The following is a 22179-nucleotide window of genomic DNA, read 5'->3' on the forward strand; positions in this document are numbered from 1 at the left end:
ACCAGGGTGCTGTGCGTGGGCTGTGCGGCCGTATGGGATCATCGCGCGGGGTTCGGCCGCGTCAGCAGCCTGCGCGCTGAGTCGGTCGGACTGGCGGTTGCGCGCGTGACCCCGATCAATGCCTCTTCCATTGTCTCGGGTCACCAAGAAAGCAGAACGCATGAAGCGCATCATCCGGCGTATCGGCGCAGCCCTCGCCGCCGGCGCCCTCTCCGTCACCGCCCTCTCGATCGCTACGGCGGCGCCGGCCCAGGCCGCCTCCTGCGCGACCTCGGTCAAGCTGGACGTGTACAAGGGCTCCACCGAGTTCGGTGGCTACAACTCCGTCTCGGCGCAGCTGTCCTATGGTGCCTGCGACTACCCCTCCGCAGGTACGACCACGATCCAGCGCTCGACCGACGGCGGCCGGACCTGGACCAAGGTCGCGACGTCCTCCGGCCGCACCTACGCGTACTTCTCCGGCACCGGCCGGTTCAACACCACCGCGCGTTACCGCGGCGTCTACACCGGCGGCACCTACGCCGGCTACAGCGGCACCACCACCTGGACCCCGAGCGTCTCCACGGTCCGCGCCATCGGCACCTACCGCAAGGTCAGCTTCAAGGACAAGAGCACCCGGCGCGCCAGCAGGGGCCAGTTCGTCATCCGTCCCGCGGCCGCGATCCGGGGCATGCGCGCCACCTTCCAGCGCAAGGTCGGCGGGAAGTGGAAGGGCTACAAGAAGGTCCGGGTCTCCGGCACCGCCAAGATCACGGTGACCTTCAAGAACTCCCGCAAGGGCATCAAGTACCGCATGGTCCTGCCGGCCGGCCGCGGGATGGTGTCCTCGACGTACGGCCCGATCACCGCACGTCGCTACTGATCGCACCGATCGTTGGCTGAACCCTGTTGAACACACAGCTGGTGGGCTCCCGCGAGGGAGCCCACCAGCTGTCATTTCGTGACCCGTAGGACCGGACGAGGACGTTGCCGGCCGCGTGACCGCGCCGGGGTCGTGAGGGTCAGCGCAGCACGCGGCGCGCCGCACCCAACCTGAGGAAGACGGTCTCGCCGGTGGCGTCGTCCAGGCCGTCGTTGTCGGTGACGGCGTAGAGCTCCCCGTCGCGGGCGATGGCGAGACCTTCCAGCTTCTCCTGGGTCCAGCCCCGGGTGGCACGCAGGTCGGGCAGGACGTCGTGGGCGAGCCTCTTGCGCAGCGTCTTCCCGACGAGCGGGATGTCCACCGTGTAGATCCGCTTCACCGCGGCGTCGGGGCCGGACTGCTTGTCCCGCTCGATCACGGCGAGGGTGTTCCGGTCCACGGCGGTGACCTCGGACAGGCCGATCCAGTCGCCCTCGACCGAGGTGCTCTCCAGCGGGTAGTGGAACCAGCGCCAGGTGCCGGTGAGGGGGGTGTACCGGCCGATCCGGGCGGTCTGTTCGCCGGCGAGCGGACGCTGCAGCGCGACGTACACCTGTTCGTGCCAGCCGCGGCCGACGGTGGTGACGCCCTCCAGACCCTGGGAGCCGAGGCCGGCGGCGACGTCCCGAGGCAGCTTCACCGTCTCCAGGATCTCCCCGTCGGAGGCCAGTCGGAGCAGTTGGTTCTCCGGGCCGGTGGCGCCCTCCGAGGCGGCCCAGAAGCCGCCGTTCTCCCGGGCGGCCAGTCCCTCGATGTCCAACGCGGGGGTCTCACCGGAGGCGGTGTGCACCTCGCGCACCTCGGTGATCCTCGCCGGTGTGCGACGGACGTCGACGCGGTAGATCCGGCCGGTCGCGAGAGCCGCGTCGCTGGCGGCCCAGAGCGTGTCGGCATCGCGGGGGTCGCCCGAGAGCGCGCCCAGTGCGGTCCAGCCGATCGGCTTCCCGGACTCGTCCTCGGAGACGATCGAGGGGAACTCGACCGACCCGTCGGCCGTGCGGTCCTCGTGACCCTGGCCGTGACCCTGACCCCGGCGGTCGTCCTCGCCGTCACCGAGTCGGTAGACCCCGACGGTGGCCCGGAAGCCGTCCTCGGCGGAGTCCTCCTCCGTGGAGACCGCGAGCAGGTTCCGCGCGGGGATCGGCAGCAGCCCCTCGGGGCCGATCGCGGTGGGCAGCACCTGGGTGAGCTCCGGTTCGCGCGGATCGCTCATGTCGTAGACGGCGACGAAGTTGCTGCGTTCGGAGCCGACGAAGGCGTACGGGACGCCGTCGAAGGTGTCGAAGGCGAGGCCCTCCGGCTCGGTCCCCTTCGCGTCCGAGCGGCCCTCGTTGGCGAGGCCGTGGCGGACGGCGAGCTCCTCGAAGCTGGCGCCGGCGTCCCACACCACCTCGCCGTCCGTGGCCTCGAAGACGGTCCAGCCGCGGGTGCCGCCCTTCCAGTCGCCTTCGTTGGCGGTGGCGACCAGGCCGTCGCCGACCCACTGGATCGCGTCGGGCTCGCGCGGCGCGGTGATGGTCCCGCTCAGGTCGATGACGCCGTCCTCGGTGGTGTCCACGCCCTCGACGGTGGCGGACCCAGCGCTCCACACCGATTCCAGGGAGGCGGTGGCGAGGTCGATGATCGCGACGCCGTTGTTCTCCTGGAGGGTCAGGGCGAGCTGGTTGTCGTCGTTGATGTCGACGTACTCCGGCTCGGCGTCCTGCGGCGTGTCGAGTACGCCGAGCGCCTCGGCCGGCAGGTCGACCCGGTCCGTGCTCCATCCGGTCGGGTCGCCGCCGAGGGAGAGCACCTGCACGAACCCGGCCGGCGCCTGGGGGAGGTCGCCCTCCTCCCCGTCGCCGGTGTCCGGCATCGCCTCCTCGTCGCGCTGGTTCTCCATCGCGATCGCGGCGTACCGGCCGTCCGGGCTGACCGCGATCGAGTCCGGCTGACCGCCGAGGTCGATCGAGGCGACCAGGTCGTGCGGCGCGGCGAGGGTCACCACGTCCAGCCGGCCCGCGGGGTGGGGGAAGTCGCCGTCGGTGTCGTCCACGACCACCAGTGCGTAGTCGCCGACCACGGCGACCGAGGTCGGCTGGCCGCCACGGCCGCCGGCGACGTCGTGGGAGCCCAGTCCTACCGGCGCGGAGGGGTCGGAGAGGTCCAGGAACCCGATCCGTCCCCCCGCGGCGTCGGTGTAGGCCAGGGTGCGACCGTCCTCGGAGACGTCGGAGATCTCGGCCAGCGTCTCCTCGGCGGGGTCGACCCCCGTCGGCACGTTCTGGAAGACCGGGTAGGTCACCAGCCGCTCGAAGGTGTCCTCCGCCGACGAGCTGTGCCCGGCAGAGCGGTCGGACCGGTCGGGCCGGTCGGCGGCGGCCGGCGATGTCAGGGGGGCGAGCGCGAGGGCGATCAGGGACAGGGCCGCGGTGACCGCGGCCGTGGTGCGCAGACGCATGCAGAGGTCCTAGGGGGTCGGGGGGACGAACGTGTGAACCCAAGTGCCTGTGCGCGACGTACGGGTGAAGTCCTGGCGAGGCCCGGGTGAACGGTCGTGGTCCCGGACGGCCGGGTGATCCTCCCCACCCGACCGTGCTGAGAACGACCGGACTCCTCGGTCGAGGGGTCCATTAGGGTGAGTCCCGGCCCGACCCCCGACTCCCCAGGAGCATTGAAGTGGCAGCGATCGAAGCAGTAGGCGCCCGCGAGATCCTCGACTCCCGCGGCAACCCGACCGTCGAGGTCGAGGTCGTCCTGGAGGACGGCACCTTCTCCCGTGCCGCGGTGCCCAGCGGTGCGTCCACCGGGGCCTTCGAAGCGGCCGAGCTGCGCGACGGCGACCAGCGCTACGGCGGCAAGGGCGTGATGAAGGCCGTCCAGGGCGTCGTGGAGACGCTCGCCCCCGCCATCGAGGGTCTCGACGCCGACGACCAGCGCCTCATCGACAGCATCATGCTCGAGGCGGACGGCACCCCCAACAAGGCCAACATCGGCGCCAACGCCATCCTCGGCCTCTCCCTGGCCGTCGCCCGCGCCGCGGCCGACAGCGCCGGCCTCCCGCTCTATCGGTACGTCGGAGGACCCAACGCGCACCTCCTCCCGGTGCCGATGATGAACATCCTCAACGGCGGTGCCCACGCGGACACCAACGTCGACATCCAGGAGTTCATGATCGCGCCGATCGGGCTCCCCACGTTCGCCGAGGCGCTCCGCGCCGGTGCCGAGGTCTACCACTCGCTGAAGTCGGTGCTGAAGAAGCAGGGCCTGGCCACCGGCGTGGGTGACGAGGGCGGCTTCGCGCCCGACCTCCCCTCCAACCGGGCCGCGCTCGACCTGATCGCCGAGGCGATCGGTGCAACCGGCCTGACCCTGGGCCGCGACGTCGCGCTCGCGCTCGACGTGGCCGCCTCGGAGTTCTGCACCGAGGGCGTCTACACCTTCGAGGGCTCGACCAGGTCGGCGGAGCAGATGGCGGCCTACTACGCCGAGCTCGTCGCGGCCTACCCGATCGTCTCGATCGAGGACCCCCTCGACGAGGAGGACTGGGACGGATGGAAGGCGATCACCGACACCCTGGGCTCGAAGACCCAGCTGGTGGGCGACGACCTGTTCGTCACCAACGTCGAGCGCCTCCAGCGCGGCATCACCGGTGGCCAGGGCAACGCGCTGCTGGTCAAGGTCAACCAGATCGGCTCGCTCAGCGAGGCCCTCGACTCGGTCGACCTGGCCCACCGCAACGGCTTCCGCTGCATGATGAGCCACCGCTCGGGCGAGACCGAGGACACCACCATCGCCGACCTCGCCGTGGCGACCAACTGCGGCCAGATCAAGACCGGGGCCCCGGCGCGCTCCGAGCGGGTCGCCAAGTACAACCAGCTGCTGCGGATCGAGGACGAGCTCGGCGAGGCCGCCCGTTACGCCGGCGCCGCAGCCTTCCCGCGCTACCAGGGCTGATCCAGGGCTGATTCACCACGCCCCGCGCGGGCCCGGTCGACCTCGTCGGCCGGGCCCGTGCGGCCATCCCGGCCGGGGTGCGACTTTCGCCGGTGAACCGGGGAAACGTCCGCCCAGCAGCCACCAGATAGTGCGAGTCACTGCCCGATCACGGCGGGTGGGTCGGGGAGAATCGGCGCCGTGGGTGAGCAGCGGCGCAACACCAGGGGCACGACGCGGGGACCCTCGGCCCGGCCGACCCGCCGCCCCGGCGTACGACCCGGACAGGTGCGCGCCGGCCGGCGGCCGGGGTCGGAGGAGTCCGATCCGGCCGCCGCGACGACCGCCGTACGCCGGCGGCGTCCCCGGTTCACCGGGCGGGCCGCGGTCCTGCTGCTCGTGCTGGCGGTCCTGGCTCTGAGCTACACCTCCTCGCTCCGTTCCTACCTGGACCAGCGCGAGCACATCACCGAGGCCAAGGCCGAGATCGCCGAGCGCGAGCAGGCCATCGACGACCTCGAGCGGGAGAAGGCACGCTGGGACGACCCGGCCTACGTCGAGCAGCAGGCCCGGGAGAGGTTCGGGTTCGTGATGCCGGGGGAGACGCCGTACGTCGTCCTCGACGAGAACGGCGACCGGCTTCAACCCGGGGCCGAGCTGGCCGATCCCGACGACGTCGGTGACCAGACCCCGCGGGCCTGGTGGGAGGATGCATGGGAGTCGGTCGAGGTGGCCGGCGACCCACCGCGTGAGAGCAAGACCGCCAACGAGATCGACGGGGAGAAGGAGACATCCCGAAGGTGACCGGCATCGACGCCGCCGACGAGGCCGCGATCGCAGCACAGCTCGGCCGGGTGCCGCGCGGCATCCACGAGATCGGGCACCGCTGCCCGTGCTCGCTGCCCGACGTGGTGACCACCGATCCGCGGCTGCCCAATGGCACGCCCTTCCCGACGACCTTCTACCTCACCTGTCCGCGGGCGGCCTCGCGGATCGGCACGCTCGAGGGCGGCGGCGTGATGAAGCAGATGCAGGAGCGGCTCGGCGAGGATCCCGACCTGGCGGCCGCCTACCGGCGGGCGCACGAGAGCTATCTGGAGTTCCGCGGCCGGCTGGCGGAGGAGAAGGGCCTCTCCGTCCCGGAGATCGAAGGGATCAGCGCCGGGGGGATGCCCGACCGGGTCAAGTGCCTCCACGTGCTCGCCGGCCAGGCGCTCGCGATGGGCCGCGGGGTCAACCCGCTGGGTGACGAGGTGCTCGACGAACTCGGCGACTACTGGGCCGCCGGACCGTGTGTCGAGCCCACCTCGCCCGGAGCCGACGACGAAGCCACACCCGAGTGACCGCTCCTGTCGCCGCGATCGACTGCGGCACCAACACGATCAAGCTCCTGATCGGTGACCTGCCCGACGTCGCGGTCCGCGAGATGCGGATGGTGCGCCTGGGTCAGGGGGTGGATCGCACCGGTGTCCTGGCCGCGGACGCCCTCGCCCGCACCTTCGCCGCCATCGACGAGTACGCCGGCCTGATCCGCGCCCACGGCGTCGAGCAGGTGCGCTTCGTGGCGACCTCGGCCACGCGCGATGCCGCGAACACGGAGGAGTTCGTCGCCGGCGTTCGTTCCCGGCTCGGGATCGAGCCGGAGGTGGTCAGCGGCACCGAGGAGGCGGCGCTCGCCTTCGACGGCGCGGTGCGCAACCTGCGCGAGCGACCCGCCGGTCCGGTCCTCGTGCTCGACATCGGGGGCGGGTCGACCGAGCTGATCCTCGGCACCCGACTCGGACAGCCGCCCGCGGTGGCCCGGTCGATGGACATCGGCTCGGTGCGACTCCACGAACGCCACCTGCGTTCGGACCCACCGGAGATGGGTGAGGTCGCCGCGCTGGTGCGCTCGGTCGACGCCGCCCTGGAGGAGTCGGCGGTGGATCTCGACTCGGCGCGGACCCTCGTCGGTGTCGCGGGCACGATCACGACCCTGGCGGCCGGCGTCCTCGACCTCGATGAGTACTCCCGAGATGCGATCGACCAGGCGGTGTTGGCCGTCGAGGACATCCACGCGCTGGTCGACCGGCTGCTCGGGATGACCGTCAACGAGCGGGTCGAGCTGCCCTGGCTGCACCCCGGCCGGGCCGACGTGATCGGCGCCGGCGGCCTGATCCTGAGCCGGATCCTGCGCCGCGCGGCGGTGGACCGGATCATCGTCTCCGAATCCGACATCCTCGACGGCATCGCCTGGTCGATGGTGGAGTGACCGAGCCGGTCCCTCGACACGCCCCCGTATCCCAACCGGCAGAGGAAGCCGTCTTAAAAACGGCACAGTGTGGGTTCGAGCCCCACCGGGGGCACCACCGGCGCCGGTGAGCCAGCGCTGGTAGCAGCCCGCCGGTGAGGCCGGCCTGGCTGCCCGGGGTGGTCCGGTGCGGAGCCCGTGCCCCGAAGGAGGCAGGGGGCAGCCGCTGTCTCATCGACTTCTCGGCCCGCTCGGGAACGTGTGCCGCTGCGGGCGCGTTGGACACCATGAGACCACTACAGTGGAGTCACCAGCCGGCCCGAAGATCGAGACGGCCGCAGGCCTCCGAGGAGAGACCAGCACTCATGCAGAGCAACAACCCGGTGTGGAGCCGGTCGGAAGGGTTCAGCCAGCAGACCAGCCGGGCGGGCCACGCCCAGCAGGGCTACACCGACCCGAGCTCTTGGAACATCAGCCAGGGCGGTCAGCCGACCGACCCCACCCACGGTTACGCGCCGCCGGCACCCCCGCGGCCGACCGAGCGGATGACCATCGACTCGGTGGTCCAGAGCACCGGCATCTCACTGGCGGTCGTGATCGTGGCCGCGTTCGCCACCTGGGTGCTCACCCCCAACCTGAACAACCCGTTCGTCGACCTGAGCCCGTTCTACGCGGCGATCACCATCGGCTCGCTGGGTGCCTTCGGCCTCTCGATGGTCAACTCCTTCAAGCGGGTGTGCAGCCCCGCGCTGGTGATCGCCTTCGCCGCTCTCGAGGGCGTCGCCCTCGGCGGGATCAGCAAGATCATCGACGCCCAGGTGGGCGGCGGCGTGGTCATGCAGGCGGTGCTCGGCACCTTCGCCGCCTTCGCCGGCACCCTGGCGGCGTACAAGTTCATGAACATCCGGGTCGGCGCCCGGGGCCGCAAGTTCGTGATCTCTGCGATGTTCGGTCTGGTCGGGTTGAGCGTCCTCGAGCTCGTGCTCGGCATGTTCGGCATCTCCACCGGCATCTACAACGACGGCGCGATCGGCATCCTGTTCGCCCTGGCCGGCCTGGCACTCGGTGTCTTCATGCTGCTGATGGACTTCGACAACGTCGAGCAGGGCATCGCCTACGGCCTGGACAAGCGCGAGTCGTGGCGTGCGGCCTTCGGCATCACCGTCAGCCTGGTCTGGATCTACACCAACCTGCTGCGGCTGCTGGCCTTCTTCAGCGACAACTGACGCATCCACGCACGACAGGGCCCCGGAGACCTCTCCGGGGCCCTGTCGTCGTACCGGCCACCCTGGTGTGCGATCGGGTCGGGGTCGCTCAGCCGGTCACGGGCGCGTCGTCGGGATCCTGGTCGGGGAGTGCGCGCGGTGCTTCGGGCCGGCCCTCCGGCTGGCGGCGGCGGTGACGCAGGGTCACCCACAGTCCCCGGACGCCGAAGGTCTTCCCACCGACCTGGGTGCCGCCGATCTCGGTGCCGGGTGACTCGACCGCCCGGAGTGCGGCGGCGGTGATCGGCAGGACGCCCTCGCCGCGCGCGCTCTCGACCTGCTCCTCGGGGATGACCCCCAGGGCGGCGAGCACCGAGGGGATCAGCACCTGGGCGAGCGCGTGGTAGCCGGTGGCGCTCGGATGGAACTGGTCGGGCCCGAAGAGCAGGGCCGGAGCCATGCTGAACTCACGGCCCAGCACCGAGGCCAGCGAGACGCTGCGCCCGCCGGTCTCGACCACGGTGATCGTCTGGGCGGCCGCGATCCGTCGCGACCAGGACCGGGCGAGCTGCTTGAGCGGGGTCATCAGCGGCTTGATCGTGCCCAGGTCGGGGCAGGTGCCGACGATCACCTCGACGCCCTGCTCGCGCAGGCGGCGCACGGCGTCCCCGAGGTAGCCGACCGACGCGGAGGGGCGTACGCCGTGGGTGACGTCGTTGACGCCGACCAGGATGATCGCGACGTCGGGATCCTGGGTCAGCGCCCGGTCCACCTGGCCGGCGAGGTCGGAACTCTGCGCGCCCACGACGGCGTAGGACCGCAGGTCGACCGGCCGCTCGGCCCGCTCGGCCACGGTGGAGGCGAGCACCGCCCCCGGGGTCTCCTCGACCTGTTCGACGCCGTACCCGGCCGCGCTGGAGTCGCCCAGCCAGGCGATCGAGATCGGGGACCCTGAGCGGGCCCGGCCGTACCAGCCGGTGGCCTCGTGCACCTCGAGGACCGCCTCGCCGATCCGGCGGCGGGCGAGCTTGGCCTCGGTGGTCAGGACGCCGAAAAGCGCCGCCCCCATCACGGTCAGGCCCCCACCGCCGTAGACGGCGGCGGAGGCCAGTTTGCGGGCCGCGCCTTCCTTGCTCATCGGCTCCACCTTACGGTCGGCCCCGGAAACCCCATCGGTCGGCGGGGCGAAGGTAGGTTGAGCGTGTGGAGTACGTGACCTCGCTCTTGGACCTGATCGGCGACACCCCGCTGCTGCGGCTCTCCCGCTCACTCGACCGTGCCGACGACGCCGAGGACGGCCCGCTGGTGCTCGCCAAGGTCGAGTACCTCAACCCGGGCGGCTCGGTGAAGGATCGCATCGCCACCCGGATGATCGAGGCAGCCGAGGCCTCCGGCGCGCTGCAGCCCGGCGGCACCATCGTGGAGCCGACCTCCGGCAACACCGGTGTCGGGCTGGCGATGGTGGCCCAGCGCAGGGGCTACCGCTGCGTCTTCGTGTGCCCCGACAAGGTCAGCGAGGACAAGCGCAACGTGCTGCGCGCCTACGGCGCGGAGGTGGTCGTGTGCCCCACCGCCGTCCCGCCCGAGCACCCCGACTCCTACTACAACGTCTCCGATCGGCTGGCCTCGCAGCCCGGCGCGTGGAAGCCCGACCAGTACTCCAACCCTCACAACCCCCGCTCCCACTACGAGACCACCGGGCCCGAGATCTGGCGGCAGACCGAGGGGCGGATCACCCACTTCGTGGCCGGTGTCGGCACCGGTGGCACCATCTCGGGCATCGGCCGCTATCTCAAGGAGCAGAACCCCGAGGTCCGGGTCATCGGCGCCGATCCGGCGGGGTCGGTCTACTCCGGCGGCACCGGTCGCCCCTACCTGGTCGAGGGGGTCGGGGAGGACTTCTGGCCTGAGACCTACGACCGCGACATCGCCGACCGGATCATCGAGGTCGCCGACCGCGACTCCTTCGCCTTCACCCGCCGGCTGGCGCGCGAGGAGGCGCTCCTGGTGGGCGGATCCAGTGGCATGGCCGCCTTCGCCGCCAAGCAACTGGCCGCCGAGCTCGCGGCGGAGGGCCGCACCGACGCGGTGATCGTGGTCCTGCTGCCCGACTCCGGGCGGGGCTATCTCACCAAGGTGTTCAACGACGAGTGGCTCGGCCGCTACGGCTTCGCCACCTCCGACCAGCCGCCGGCCCGCAGCGTCGGCGACGTGCTGCGCGGCAAGGACGGTCGACTGCCCGACCTGGTCCACACCCACCCCGGGGAGACGATCTCCGAGGCGGTCCAGATCCTGCGCGAGTACGGCGTCAGCCAGATGCCCGTCGTCCGCGCCGAACCGCCGATCGTGGCGGCCGAGGTGGCCGGTTCCGTCTCCGAACGCACCCTGCTCGACGCCCTCTTCACCGGCCATGCCTTGCTGACCGACCAGGTCGAGAAGCACATGTCGCCCCCGCTCCCCACCATCGGGGCCAGCGAGGACGCCCGGGACGCCGTCCGACTCCTGGAGACCTCCGATGCAGTCCTGGTCCACGAGGACGGCCGGCCGGTCGGCGTCCTCACCCGCCAGGACCTCCTCGGCCTGGTCTCCACCTGACCCCGTCCCCGCCCGTCTCCCCGTCCCGGCACGTTGAGTGGGCCCTCCCGGCACGTTGAGTGGGCCTTCCCGGCACGTTGAGTGGGCCTTCCCGGCACGTTGAGTGGGCCTTCCCGGCACGTTGAGTGGGCCCTTCCGGCACGTCGAGCGGGGCCTCCCAGCACGTCGAGTGGGCCCTTCCGGCACGTCGAGCGGGGCCTTCCGGCACGTCGAGTGGGCCCTCCTGGCACGTCGAGCGGGGCCTTCCGGCACGTCGAGCCGCACGGATTCGAAGTCGCCGTCCGCGGGGCCCTACTCGACCGTCCACGGGGCCCTATTCGACCGTCCACGGGGCCCAACTCAACAGTCGGTGAGGAAGAACGCCTGCTCACGTCGACGAGGTCGGGACGGGCGGGTGTGGGAAGAGGGTGGTGGATCCGGGCGATCCTCTCCGCAGTGGCGCCTCCGGTGAGTAGGGTCGCCCCACGGGGCCAGGGTGGCCCCGTACTCACCGGGAAGGACCGCGCCCATGGACACCATCCTCGTCGGCGTCGACGGCTCGCATGCCGACCGCACCAGCCTGCGGTACGCCACCGAGGTCGCCCTCCGCACGGGGGCAGACATCCGGATCGCGCACGTCGCCACCACCTACAGCGCCCTGGTGCCGGTGGTCGACGTGGACTTCGAGGACTACGGCCGCGAGGTGCTCGACGGTGCGATGGCGGTGGCCAGGGAATCGATCGAGGCCACCAGGCTGTCCGGAATCCTGTTGCGCGGCCAGCGACAGCCGGCCCTGTTGGAGGCGGCCAAGGACGTCAATCTGGTCGTCCTGGGTGCTTCCCATCGCGGTCGGATGGAGCGGTTGGTGACCGGATCCACCACGACCGCTCTCGCTGCGGGCGCGCACTGCCCGGTGGTGGTGGTCCCCGACACCTGGGAGGGCAACCATCACGGCGCCGTCGGGGTCGGCGTCAAGACCCTGGAGGGTGCGGTGCCGCTGCTCGCCCAGGCGGCCGCCATCGCCGAGTCGCGTCGGGCCGTGCTGGAGGTGCTCCACGCGTGGCACCTGCCGGTCTCGGCGTACGACGTGATGTCGGTGCCCGGGGCGATCGACACCTCCGCGTGGGAGAGCGACATGCGGGACGCCCTGGCGGGGGAGGTGCGGCAGGCCCTGGTCGAGCACCCCACGGTCGAGGTGCGACAGACGGTGGTCGAGGCCAACCCCGCCACGATGCTGGCCGACCTGGGCGGTCGGATCGACCTGCTCGTGGTGGCGCGGCGCGCCAAGCGGTTCCCCCGCGGCCATCTGGGCGGCACCGCCCGCGCGCTGTTGCGGGAGGCCACCTGTCCGGTGTTCGTCGTACCGCCGCCGGCGGGAGACGAGGAGTGCCCGACCATCTGAGGTTCCGATGGTGGTCCGACCTCCTCGACCACGTGTCACACGGCTGTGTTCTCATCGCACTGATCACTTGCGTCACATGAGTCACACGCGACATGCCTGCCATCGCTTGCCGTAGCTCCCGAATCCGGCCATGGTCGTGATGTGGACGTCTTGGAGCTCGCGCGGTGGCAGTTCGGGATCGTCACCGTCTACCACTTCCTGTTCGTGCCCCTGACCATCGGGCTCACGATGCTGGTCGCCCTGATGGAGGCGATCTGGCTCAAGACCAAGAACCCCGACTGGTATCGCCTCACCCGGTTCTTCGGCAAGCTGATGCTGATCAACTTCGCCATCGGTGTCGCCACCGGCCTGGTGCAGGAGTTCCAGTTCGGGATGAACTGGTCGGACTACTCCCGCTTCGTGGGAGACATCTTCGGCGCTCCGCTGGCGGTCGAGGCACTGCTCGCCTTCTTCCTGGAGTCGACCTTCCTGGGCCTGTGGATCTTCGGCTGGGACAAACTGCCGCGCGGACTGCACAACGCCTGCATGTGGATCGTGCACGTGGGCACCCTGGCCTCCTCGTGGTTCATCCTGGCGGCCAACTCGTGGATGCAGAACCCCGTCGGCTACGAGTTCAACCCCGACACCGGACGGGCCGAGCTGACCGACTTCGCGGCGGTGATGTTCAACGAGGTGCAGCTCGGCACCTTCCCGCACGTCATCGGAGCGGCCTACATGACCGCCGGGGCGTTCCTGGTCGGCATCGCCGCCTGGCTCTATCACAAGAAGCGGGAGCAGCCCGACGAACAGCGGATGTACAAGCGCAGCATCCGCCTCGGCGCCTGGGTGATGCTCCTCTTCGGTGCCAGCGTCGCGGTGAGTGGCGATGTCCAGGGCAAGATCATGACCGACGTCCAGCCGATGAAGATGGCGGCCGCCGAGGCCCTCTACGAGACCTCCGACACCTGTGCGCCCTTCTCGGTGCTCACCATCGGCACCCGCGACGGCACGGAGGAGAAGTGGGCCCTGGAGATCCCCTGCCTGCTCTCGTTCCTGGCCACCGGCCACTTCGACCAGAAGGTCGAGGGCATCAACGACCTGCGTGAGCAGTACGTCGAGACCTACGGCCAGGACCCCGGTGCGTCGTACTACTCCGCCGGCGACTACGTGCCCAACATCCCGGTGACCTACTGGACCTTCCGCTGGATGATGGGGCTCGGCGTCGCGGCCGCCTTCGGCGGTGCCCTGATCCTGTGGCTGACCCGGAAGGGGCGTACGCCGGGAGGCAGATGGTTCCCCGTGCTCGCGATCTCGATCCCGGTGATGGCGGTCCTGGCCAACTCGATGGGCTGGATCTTCACCGAGATGGGCCGCCAGCCCTGGGTGGTCTTCGGCCTGCTGACCACCGAGAACGGCGTCTCGCCGGGCGTGGGCGCCGGTGAGGTGTGGCTCTCGATGGGCAGCTTCACCGCGCTGTACGCCGTCCTGGCGGTGGTCGAGATCGGCCTGCTGGCCCGGGTGGTGAAGAAGGGCGCCGACCCGTTCGTCGAACCGCCCGAGCCCTCGCTGTCCGGAGGCGGGAAGGACGACGACCAGGACAGCGATCAGCCCCTCACCTTCGCCTACTGAGGCGGACAGGCGACGAAGGACAACTCATGGAACTCACCACCATCTGGTTCTGCCTCATCGCGATCCTGTGGGTCGGCTACTTCGTGCTGGAGGGCTTCGACTTCGGGGTGGGGATGCTGCTGCCCGTCCTGGCCAAGAACAACCGCGAGCGCCGGGTGCTGATCAACACCATCGGACCGGTGTGGGACGGCAACGAGGTCTGGCTGCTGACCGCCGGCGGTGCGACCTTCGCCGCCTTCCCGGAGTGGTACGCCACCTTGTTCTCCGGGTTCTACGTGCCCCTGCTGCTGATCCTGCTCGCCCTGATCGTGCGCGGGGTGGCCTTCGAATACCGGCACCAGCGCCCGGGGGCGACCTGGGCCGGTTGGTGGGACCGAGCCGTGATCGTCGGCTCCTACGTGCCGGCTTTCCTGTGGGGCGTGGCGTTCGCCAACATCGTGCACGGCGTGCCGATCGACGCCGACAAGGAGTTCACCGGCACCGTGTTCACCCTGCTCAACCCGTACGCCCTGCTCGGCGGCCTGGTCACCCTGAGCCTGTTCTGGACCCACGGCGCGATGTTCCTGGCGCTGAAGACCGACGGCGAGATCCGGGCCCGGGCGCGGGCGATGGCGGTGCGCTCCGGGGTGGTCGCCGCGGTGCTGGCGGTGGTGTTCCTGGTGCTGACCCAGGTGGACACCGGTGACGCCTGGTCACTGGCGATGTTCGTGATCGCCGCCGTGGCCCTGGTCGCCGGGATCGCCGCAGCCGCCACCGCTCGGGAGGGCTGGGCCTTCGTGGGCACCTTCATCACCATCGCCCTGGCCGTCGGGGGACTGTTCGTGGCGCTGTTCCCGGACGTGATGCCCTCCACCACCGACGCGGCGTACTCGCTGACGGTGACCAACGCCGCGGCCACCGACTACACCCTGAAGATCATGACCATCGTGGCCTGCATCTTCACCCCGATCGTGATCTGCTACCAGGCCTGGACCTACTGGGTCTTCCGCAAGCGGATCGCGGTCCATCACATCCCCGAGGAGGAGCTCGAGGGAGCGCACTGATCCTCCGTGAGCGTGCGACCCAGCGACCCCCGGATCCGACAGCAACTCGCCCCGGCGACCCGGCCCCTCACCGGGGTGGCGGTGACCGGCGTACTGACCTCGCTCCTGATGATCGGGCAGGCCTGGGCGGTGACCGAACTGGTGGTCGCCGCCCTGGATGGCGCCGCGGTGGTCGGCTGGGCGGCCCTGGTCGCGGCCGTGTTCACCGCCCGCGGTCTGGTCGGCTGGCTCGGTGATTGCCTGGCGGCGTCCGCGGCGGCGACCGTGGGTGCCGGCGTACGGCGGCGGGTGCTGGGTGCGATCCTCTCCGGGGCCGGGCGCCGGCGTCCCAGCGGTGAGCTGGCGACACTGGCCACGCGGGGCGCCGCCGCGGCCGAGCCGTACCTCACCCGCTACCTGCCGGCGCTGGTGCTGGCCGGCGTACTGCCCTGTCTCACCCTGATCGCGATCGCGGTGGTCGATCCGCTGAGCGCGCTGATCGTGCTCCTGACCCTGCCGCTGATCCCGGTGTTCGGCATCCTGGTCGGCCTCGCGACCCGCGACCAGGCCACCTCGCAGTGGCGCACGATGGCCTCGCTCTCGAGCCACTTCGTGGACGTGATGCGCGGCCTGCCCACCCTGGTGGCCTTCCGCCGGGCGGGGCACCAGTCGGGCGTCATCCGCGAGGTCACCGACCGCTACCGACGGCGGACCCTGGCCACGCTCAAGATCGCGTTCGCCTCCTCGGGGGTGCTCGAACTGGTCGCGACCATCTCGGTCGCGCTGGTCGCGGTGACGGTCGGTCTGCGGCTGGCGCACGGCTCGATCCCGCTGGAACAGGCGCTGGTCGTGCTCCTGCTGGCACCCGAGGCCTACTGGCCGCTGCGTCGGGTCGGCGCGGAGTTCCATGCCGCCGCCGAGGGGGTCGCAACCTTCGAGGCCGCCGCGGGACTGGACCCCGCTGGCCACGTCGATCCCGGGGATGGCCGGGCCTGCCGGCTCGCGCCCGGTGAGGCGCCGGCCCGACTGGTCGAGGTGTCCCTGACCTATCCCGGTCGCCGGGTGCCCGCGTTGAGGCCGCTCACCGTCGAGATCCCGGCACGAGGCGTCACCGCCGTCGCCGGTCCCTCCGGGTGCGGCAAGTCGACCCTGCTCGCCGTCCTCGCCGGCGAACTCGAGCCCTCCCAGGGGTACGCCGACCTCCCGTCGCCCGACCAGGTGGCCCACCTGCCGCAGCGCCCGGTCTTCGTGGCCGGCACCCTCGCCGACAACCTCCGGCTGGCCGCTCCCGACGCGAGCGAGGCTCGGCTGTGGGAGGCGCTGGAACAGGTCGTGCTGGCGGACCGGGTGCGCGCGCTCCCGGCCGGGCTCGACACCTCGCTGGGTGAGGACGGCGGCACCCTCTCCGGGGGTGAGCGGGCCCGGCTCGCCCTCGCCCGGATCGTGCTCTCCGACCGGCCCTGGATCCTGCTCGACGAACCCACCGCCCATCTCGATGAGCTCACCGAACGCGTCGTCTCGCACACCGTCGCCCGCCTGGGCCACACCCGCGCCGTCGTCCTCGTCGCCCACCGCCCCGCACTGCTCGACCTCGCCGATGGGGTGGTGGAGTTGGTGGGGGCGGGGGAGACGCCCGCACCACCGGTCGACCGTGGACGCGTGCACCTCCCGGGCGGTACCCCCCGGGAGTGCACCGACAGCCCCGGTGATGGGGCTCCGCAGCCCGAGGGGACGGCGTCGGCGGACACCGCGACCATCCGAGCAGGCGCACTCGCGCAGCAGGAGGACACACCGCCGCCGCTCGGGCGGCGCCGGCTCTGGCAGGCCACCGCACTGGCGGCGGGGGCGACCCTGTGCGGGGTGGCGCTGACGGCCACCTCGGGCTGGCTGATCGTGCAGGCCTCGGCGATGCCACCGGTGCTGACCCTGCTGGTGGCCATCGTGGGGGTGCGGGCGTTCGGGCTGGGCCGGCCGGTGCTGCGGTACGCCGAGCGGCTGCGTTCCCACGACGCCGCCCTGCGTCTGCTGGGGGAGCGCCGGGTCGAGGTGTACGACGCCGTCGTGCCGCTCACCCCGGGCGGACTGCGGCGCGACGGGCGTCGGCGGGGCGACGTCCTGGCCGCGATCGTCGAGGACGTGGACAGCGTGCTGGACCGGGAGCTCCGGGTGCTCCTCCCGGTGCGCTCCTTCGTCGTGGTCGCGGCGGTGGTGACGCTGATCGCCGGCGTGATCGCGCCGGTCGCGGCTCCGGTGGTGCTGGCGACCGCGGCCGTCGCGGGCGGGGCGGGGTACGCCCTGGCCAGGCGGGGTGCGGCCCGCGCCGAGGAGATCGCGGTGGCCGCGCGGGCCCGGCTCTCCGAGGCGGTGCTGGAGACTGTCCAGACCGCGCCGGAGCTGGTCCGCTGGCAGGCCACCGGTCAGGCCCTGGCCGGGGTGCGGGAGATCGAGGAGACCCTCGGCCGCGCGACGCGGCGCAGCGCGTGGTGGTCGGGTGCTGCCCAGGCGGTGGTGCTGGTGGTCTGCGGCGTGGCGATGGGGCTGATGGCCGTGCTGACGGCCCCGCTGGTCGGCTCGGGAGAGCTGAGCGGCCCGATGATGGCGCTGCTGGTGCTGGTGCCGCTCGCTCTGGCCGAGCCGGCCGCCGAACTCGCCACCGCGGGGGCGCTCGACGTACGCACCCGTGCCGCGCTGGCCAGGCTCGACGCCCTCACCGAGCGTGAGCCGCTGGTCCGTGATCCCGAGGTGGCCCGGCCCGCGCCCGACGGCACCGGTCTGCTGCTCGACGGGGTGCGGGCGGGGTGGGGGAAGCGGCCCGCGTTCGAGCACCTCAGCCTGCAGGTCGCGCCGGGTGAGCGGGTGGGGGTGGTCGGCCGCTCCGGTTCTGGCAAGAGCACGCTGGCGGCCCTGCTGCTCCGCTTCCTCGATCCGACGCTGGGCAGTGTCGCGATCGGCGGTACGCCGCTGCCCGACCTCGCCCTGGACGACGTACGCCGGCGAGTGGGGCTGGTCGACGACGACCCCCACGTGTTCGCCTCCACGCTCGCCGAGAACGTTCGGTTCGCCCGTCCCGGCGCCTCCGACGACGCGGTCGAGGACGCGCTGCGTCGGGCCCACCTCGGCGGCTGGGTCGATGACCTGCCCGAGGGGCTCGGCACCCGCCTGGGGGACGGCGGTGCGGCGGTGTCCGGCGGTGAGCGCGCCCGGCTCGGTGTTGCCCGATCGCTGCTCGCCGACCAGCCGGTGCTCGTGCTCGACGAACCCACCGCCCACCTCGACACCGCCACCGCCCGCGCCCTCGCGGAGGAGGTCCTGGCCGAGGGCGGGTGGGCCGAGGAACCGTCGGCGGAGGATCGCGCGCGGGGGCGGCGCAGCGTCGTCTGGATCACGCACGAGCCGGTCGGTCTCGACCTCGTCGACCGGGTCGTCGACCTCGACGTGCGCGCGCGGTAACAGGACCGTCCGACACGCCGAGGCGGGGGACGGTGGTGCGGATCGCGCACCGATGTGGTCAGGTAGAACACGGTTCGAGTCCTCTGCGGCGCGACCCGGGGCCGGCAAGGGAGCCGACCTGAATCCCGTCCCTGAACGACGATGCAGGCAGAGGTGACCTCGGGCAGGTGTGGCAGTTCATCCAGGATCGATGGCAATCCATCGCCTTCGACAGCTACCAACATGCCAGCCTGGTCATCCAGTGCGTGCTCCTGGCCACGATCATCGCGGTGGCCCTGGCGGCGGTGATCGCCCGGACCAAGGGGCTCGAGCCCATCGCCGGGGCGCTGTCCGCGATCGGACTGACCATCCCGTCCTTCGCCCTGATCGGGATCCTGATCCCCGTCACCCAGCTCGGTACGACGACGGCGGTCGTGGTGGTCACCTTCTACGCCTTCCTGCCGGTGCTGCGCAACGCCGTGGTCGGCCTGGCCGGCGTGGACCGCACCCTGGTCGAGTCCGCCCGGGGGATGGGGATGGGCTCCCTGGCCATCCTGATGCGTGTCCAGCTGCCGCTGGCCTGGCCGGTGATCCATGCCGGCATCCGGATCTCGACCCAGATGTCGATGGGCGTCGCGGCGATCTCGGCGTACGTCCTGGGTCCGGGGCTGGGCAAGTACACCTTCGACGCGCTCGCGACCGAGGGCAGCGCCAACTCCATGTACAACGCCCTGATCGGGGTCTTCGGGGTCGTCATCATCGCGCTCATCGTCGACGCGCTGCTGCTGCTCCTCGGCCGCCTGACCATCTCGAAGGGAATCCGCATCGCATGACCTCCCCCGACACCCAGCCCGAGCCCGGCGCCGAGAGCGTGGGGACGATCAGCGGCGCCGAACTCACCCTCGACAAGGTCACCAAGCGCTACTCGGGGCAGAAGGCCGCGGCCGTCGACGAACTGAGCCTGACCATCCCGGCGGGCGAGATCGTGATGTTCGTCGGCCCGTCCGGATGCGGTAAGACGACCTCGCTGAAGATGATCAACCGGCTGGTCGAGCCGACCTCCGGCACGATCTCGATCGACGGCCAGGACATCCGCCGGCAGAACGTCAACAGCCTGCGCCGCCAGATCGGCTACGTCATCCAGGGCGGCAGCCTGTTCCCGCACCAGAGCGTCGCACAGAACATCGCGACCGTCCCGAAGCTGCTGGGCTGGGACAAGGCCCGCATCTCCGCGCGCGTCGAAGAACTGTTGGACCTGGTGGGACTCGACCCGCGGCGGTACGCCGACCGCTACCCGCGCGAGCTCTCCGGGGGCCAACAGCAGCGGGTCGGGGTCGCCCGCGGCCTGGCGGCCGACCCGCCGGTGATCCTGATGGACGAGCCGTTCGGCGCGGTCGACCCGATCACCCGGCAGCGACTCCAGGACGAACTGCTCTCCATCCAGCGCGAGCTGCGCAAGACCATCGTCTGTGTCACCCACGACATCGATGAGGCGATCAAGCTGGGCGACCGGATCCTGATCCTCCAGGAGGGTGCCCAGATCGCGCAGTACGACACCCCGGAGAACATCCTCGCCGCCCCGGCCAACGAATTCGTCGAGGACTTCGTGGGCGCCGGTTCCACGCTCAAGCAGCTCTCCTTGACCCGGGTGCGCGACGTCGACCTCTCCCAGGGCGTCACGGCCCGGGCCGGGGATCCGGCCGATCCCGTGCTGGCCGAGGCCCGGGCCCAGCGCGCCACCGGCGTCGTGGTGCTGGACCGACGCAACCGTCCCATCGACTGGATCCGGCTGCGGCAGTTGAAGCCGGGCTCGACCGTGCCCTCGCGGGTGGATGAGGACCTCACCACCCTCGACGAGGACGCCACCCTCAACGACGCCCTCGACACGATGCTGACCTCCTCCTTCGGCAGCGCCGTGGTCACCGGTGAACGCGATCGCTACCTCGGGTTGATCGACTTCGACACCGTCGTCTCCCACATGCGGGCAGTGGAGGAATCCGCCCAGGAGGCGGTGGACGCCGCCGAGTCCGGTTCGGCGGGTCCGGGGGAGGCGGAGGCGTGAGCATCGCTGAGCCCGCCCTCGAGCCCGACGCCGCCCCGGCGGCCCAGGACTCCTCCTCGACCTCGCGACTGGATCGCGAGCAGTGGCTCATGCTCGTCCTGCCGCCACTGCTCATCGTGGCCGGCAGCATCGGGTTCCTCTGGTGGCGGTCCACGGCGGAGTTGGACTCGGTGGAGGCCAACGCGCTGCGGTGGTCCGAGATCGGTCGGCAGACCGTCGAGCACATCGAGCTGACCTTCGTCTCGGCCGCCATCGTGGTCCTGCTCGCCGTACCCCTGGGCGTGCTGCTGACCCGGCAGCGGTTCCGGCCGCTCACCCCGTTCGCGATCGGTCTGGCCAACGCCGGCCAGGCGGCGCCCTCCGTGGGTCTGATCGTGCTCCTGTTCCTGTGGCTCAACGGCACCGGGCTCTCCGGCTTCTGGATCTCGATCATCGCGCTGTCGATCTACGGCATCCTGCCGGTGCTGCGCAACACCATCACCGGCGTCGAGGGTGTCGACCAGACCCTGATCGAGGCGGGGCGCGGGGTCGGGATGACCTCGTTCGGCACCCTGCTCCACATCGAGATGAGGCTGGCCGTGCCGGTCATCATGTCGGGCCTGCGCACGGCGCTGGTGCTGATCGCCGGCACGGCAGCGCTGGCCACCTTCGTCAACGGCGGCGGCCTCGGTCAGACCCTGTACGCCGGCATCTCGCTGTTCCGGATCTCGCTGATGGTCTCGGGTGCGCTGCTGGTGGCGATGCTGGCCCTGTTCATCGAGTGGTTGGGTCGGCTGCTCGAGCTCGCCGCCCGGCCCAAGGGGCTGTGATGGTGTCCGCGCGCATCCGCCGTCGGGCGGCGACCGGTGTGGCCGCCCTGCTCGCCCTGGCCGTCTCCGGGTGCGGACTCGGTACCGCCGGGGGGCGGGTGCTCTCCGGTGACCTGGCCGGCCCGGTGGAGGGCATCTCCCTGGACGGCGCCGAGATCTCGGTCGGGTCGAAGAACTTCAGCGAGTCGGTCATCCTCGGCAAGATCGCCACCACCATGTTCGCCTCGGCCGGGGCCGAGGTCGCCGACCTGACCAACATCCCCGGCTCGGCGGCGGCCCGACAGGCTCAGCTGGACGGTCAGATCGACACCAGCTGGGAGTACACCGGCACCGCCTGGATCACCTACTTCGGTGAGGACACCGTGATCACCGACCCGCAGGAGTCGTGGGAGGCGGTCAGTGCCCGGGACCAGGAGGACAACGACATCACCTGGCTGCCGCCGGCTCCGATGAACAACACCTACGGCTTCGCGGTCACTCGTGAGTTCGCGGAGCGGACCGGGATCACCAAGCTCTCCGAGATCCAGGACCTGCCCGTCGATCAGCGGACCTTCTGCATCGAGTCGGAGTTCGCCAACCGGCCGGACGGGCTGCCCGGCATGCTGAAGGCCTACGACATCCCCGAGGGACCGAACGGCGTGCCGCGCGACAACCTGCAGACCTACCAGACCGGAGCCATCTACACCGCCACCGCGGAGGGCGAGTGCAACTTCGGCGAGGTGTTCACCACCGACGGCCGGATCAAGGCCCTCGATCTGCAGGTGCTCGAGGACGACCGGGCCTACTTCCCCAACTACAGCGTCTCGCTCACGATCCGCGACGACCTGCTCGACGACTACCCCCAGATCGCGGACCTGATCAACCCGATCAGCGCGAAGCTCACCGACGAGGTCCTGATCGAACTCAACTCGCAGGTCGACGTCGAGGGCCGCGAACCGGTCGAGGTCGCCTACGACTGGCTCGTCGAGCAGGGGTTCATCACCGAGTGAGGCATGGGTGGCCTCCTCGCGATGGTGCCGCGT

General features: G+C 71.1%; 17 protein-coding genes and 1 tRNA gene. 16 read left to right on the plus strand and 2 right to left on the minus strand.

Features of this window, described 5'->3' with window-relative positions; all coding sequences use genetic code 11:
- Nucleotides 1–160 precede the first annotated feature (160 nt).
- On the plus strand, nucleotides 161–862 hold the full coding sequence (locus G515_RS0106440) for a hypothetical protein (RefSeq protein ID WP_028659498.1): 702 nt from the start codon (nucleotides 161–163) through the stop codon (nucleotides 860–862).
- Nucleotides 863–1001: 139 nt separating this feature from the next.
- Here G515_RS0106440 and G515_RS0106445 read toward each other — a convergent pair whose 3' ends face one another.
- Complete coding sequence (locus G515_RS0106445) at nucleotides 1002–3341, minus strand: esterase-like activity of phytase family protein (protein WP_028659499.1); 2340 nt, start codon at nucleotides 3339–3341, stop codon at nucleotides 1002–1004.
- Between the two features lie 218 nt (nucleotides 3342–3559).
- Between G515_RS0106445 and eno the strand changes: the two genes are divergently transcribed.
- The 6 genes from eno (at nucleotide 3560) to G515_RS0106475 (ending at nucleotide 8272) form a co-directional block, all read left to right on the plus strand.
- Nucleotides 3560–4837, plus strand: a complete 1278-nt coding sequence (eno, locus tag G515_RS0106450) for a phosphopyruvate hydratase (RefSeq protein WP_028659500.1) — start codon at nucleotides 3560–3562, stop codon at nucleotides 4835–4837.
- Nucleotides 4838–5017: 180 nt separating this feature from the next.
- The gene (locus tag G515_RS19865; protein ID WP_245565251.1) at nucleotides 5018–5620 is read left to right on the plus strand and encodes an FtsB family cell division protein; all 603 of its coding nucleotides are present in this window, start codon (nucleotides 5018–5020) and stop codon (nucleotides 5618–5620) included.
- Complete coding sequence (locus G515_RS19870; protein WP_051217942.1) at nucleotides 5617–6159, plus strand: DUF501 domain-containing protein; 543 nt, start codon at nucleotides 5617–5619, stop codon at nucleotides 6157–6159. Before G515_RS19865 ends, G515_RS19870 begins: the two co-directional genes overlap by 4 nt.
- Nucleotides 6156–7067, plus strand: coding sequence for a Ppx/GppA phosphatase family protein (locus G515_RS0106465; protein WP_028659501.1), 912 nt, complete (start codon nucleotides 6156–6158; stop codon nucleotides 7065–7067). The genes G515_RS19870 and G515_RS0106465 overlap by 4 nt, the downstream gene beginning before the upstream one ends.
- A gap of 20 nt (nucleotides 7068–7087) precedes the next feature.
- Nucleotides 7088–7164, plus strand: a tRNA-Leu gene (locus tag G515_RS0106470).
- A 247-nt stretch (nucleotides 7165–7411) separates the two neighbouring features.
- On the plus strand, nucleotides 7412–8272 hold the full coding sequence (locus G515_RS0106475) for a Bax inhibitor-1/YccA family protein (protein ID WP_028659502.1): 861 nt from the start codon (nucleotides 7412–7414) through the stop codon (nucleotides 8270–8272).
- Nucleotides 8273–8360: 88 nt separating this feature from the next.
- On the opposite strand, the gene G515_RS0106480 is transcribed toward G515_RS0106475, so the two are convergent.
- Complete coding sequence (locus G515_RS0106480; protein WP_028659503.1) at nucleotides 8361–9389, minus strand: SGNH/GDSL hydrolase family protein; 1029 nt, start codon at nucleotides 9387–9389, stop codon at nucleotides 8361–8363.
- A 65-nt stretch (nucleotides 9390–9454) separates the two neighbouring features.
- Between G515_RS0106480 and G515_RS0106485 the strand changes: the two genes are divergently transcribed.
- From G515_RS0106485 to G515_RS0106525, 9 genes are all read left to right on the plus strand, one after another.
- Nucleotides 9455–10846 (plus strand): cystathionine beta-synthase, encoded by a 1392-nt coding sequence (locus tag G515_RS0106485; protein ID WP_028659504.1) that lies wholly within the window; start codon nucleotides 9455–9457, stop codon nucleotides 10844–10846.
- 508 nt (nucleotides 10847–11354) lie between these two features.
- Nucleotides 11355–12227: a universal stress protein gene (locus tag G515_RS0106490; protein ID WP_028659505.1), complete on the plus strand. Its 873-nt coding sequence runs from the start codon at nucleotides 11355–11357 to the stop codon at nucleotides 12225–12227.
- Nucleotides 12228–12368: 141 nt separating this feature from the next.
- A complete protein-coding gene (locus G515_RS0106495) occupies nucleotides 12369–13835 on the plus strand; it encodes a cytochrome ubiquinol oxidase subunit I (protein ID WP_028659506.1) in 1467 nt (488 codons plus the stop codon).
- Nucleotides 13836–13861: 26 nt separating this feature from the next.
- Nucleotides 13862–14878, plus strand: coding sequence for a cytochrome d ubiquinol oxidase subunit II (gene cydB, locus G515_RS0106500; RefSeq protein WP_028659507.1), 1017 nt, complete (start codon nucleotides 13862–13864; stop codon nucleotides 14876–14878).
- 6 nt (nucleotides 14879–14884) lie between these two features.
- Entirely contained in the window at nucleotides 14885–18307 is a 3423-nt protein-coding gene (cydD, locus tag G515_RS19875; protein WP_245565252.1) for a thiol reductant ABC exporter subunit CydD, read from the plus strand.
- A gap of 167 nt (nucleotides 18308–18474) precedes the next feature.
- A complete protein-coding gene (locus tag G515_RS0106510) occupies nucleotides 18475–19119 on the plus strand; it encodes an ABC transporter permease (protein WP_028659508.1) in 645 nt (214 codons plus the stop codon).
- Nucleotides 19116–20348, plus strand: coding sequence for an ABC transporter ATP-binding protein (locus G515_RS0106515; protein WP_051217943.1), 1233 nt, complete (start codon nucleotides 19116–19118; stop codon nucleotides 20346–20348). Before G515_RS0106510 ends, G515_RS0106515 begins: the two co-directional genes overlap by 4 nt.
- Nucleotides 20345–21157: an ABC transporter permease gene (locus tag G515_RS0106520; protein ID WP_245565254.1), complete on the plus strand. Its 813-nt coding sequence runs from the start codon at nucleotides 20345–20347 to the stop codon at nucleotides 21155–21157. Before G515_RS0106515 ends, G515_RS0106520 begins: the two co-directional genes overlap by 4 nt.
- Nucleotides 21157–22146 carry a glycine betaine ABC transporter substrate-binding protein gene (locus G515_RS0106525; RefSeq protein WP_211220961.1) on the plus strand — a complete coding sequence of 330 codons (990 nt, stop codon included), beginning with the start codon at nucleotides 21157–21159 and terminating at the stop codon, nucleotides 22144–22146. The genes G515_RS0106520 and G515_RS0106525 overlap by 1 nt, the downstream gene beginning before the upstream one ends.
- Nucleotides 22147–22179 lie beyond the last annotated feature (33 nt).

The organism is Nocardioides insulae DSM 17944, from assembly GCF_000422825.1.
GTDB classification, from domain to species: Bacteria; Actinomycetota; Actinomycetes; order Propionibacteriales; family Nocardioidaceae; genus Nocardioides; species Nocardioides insulae.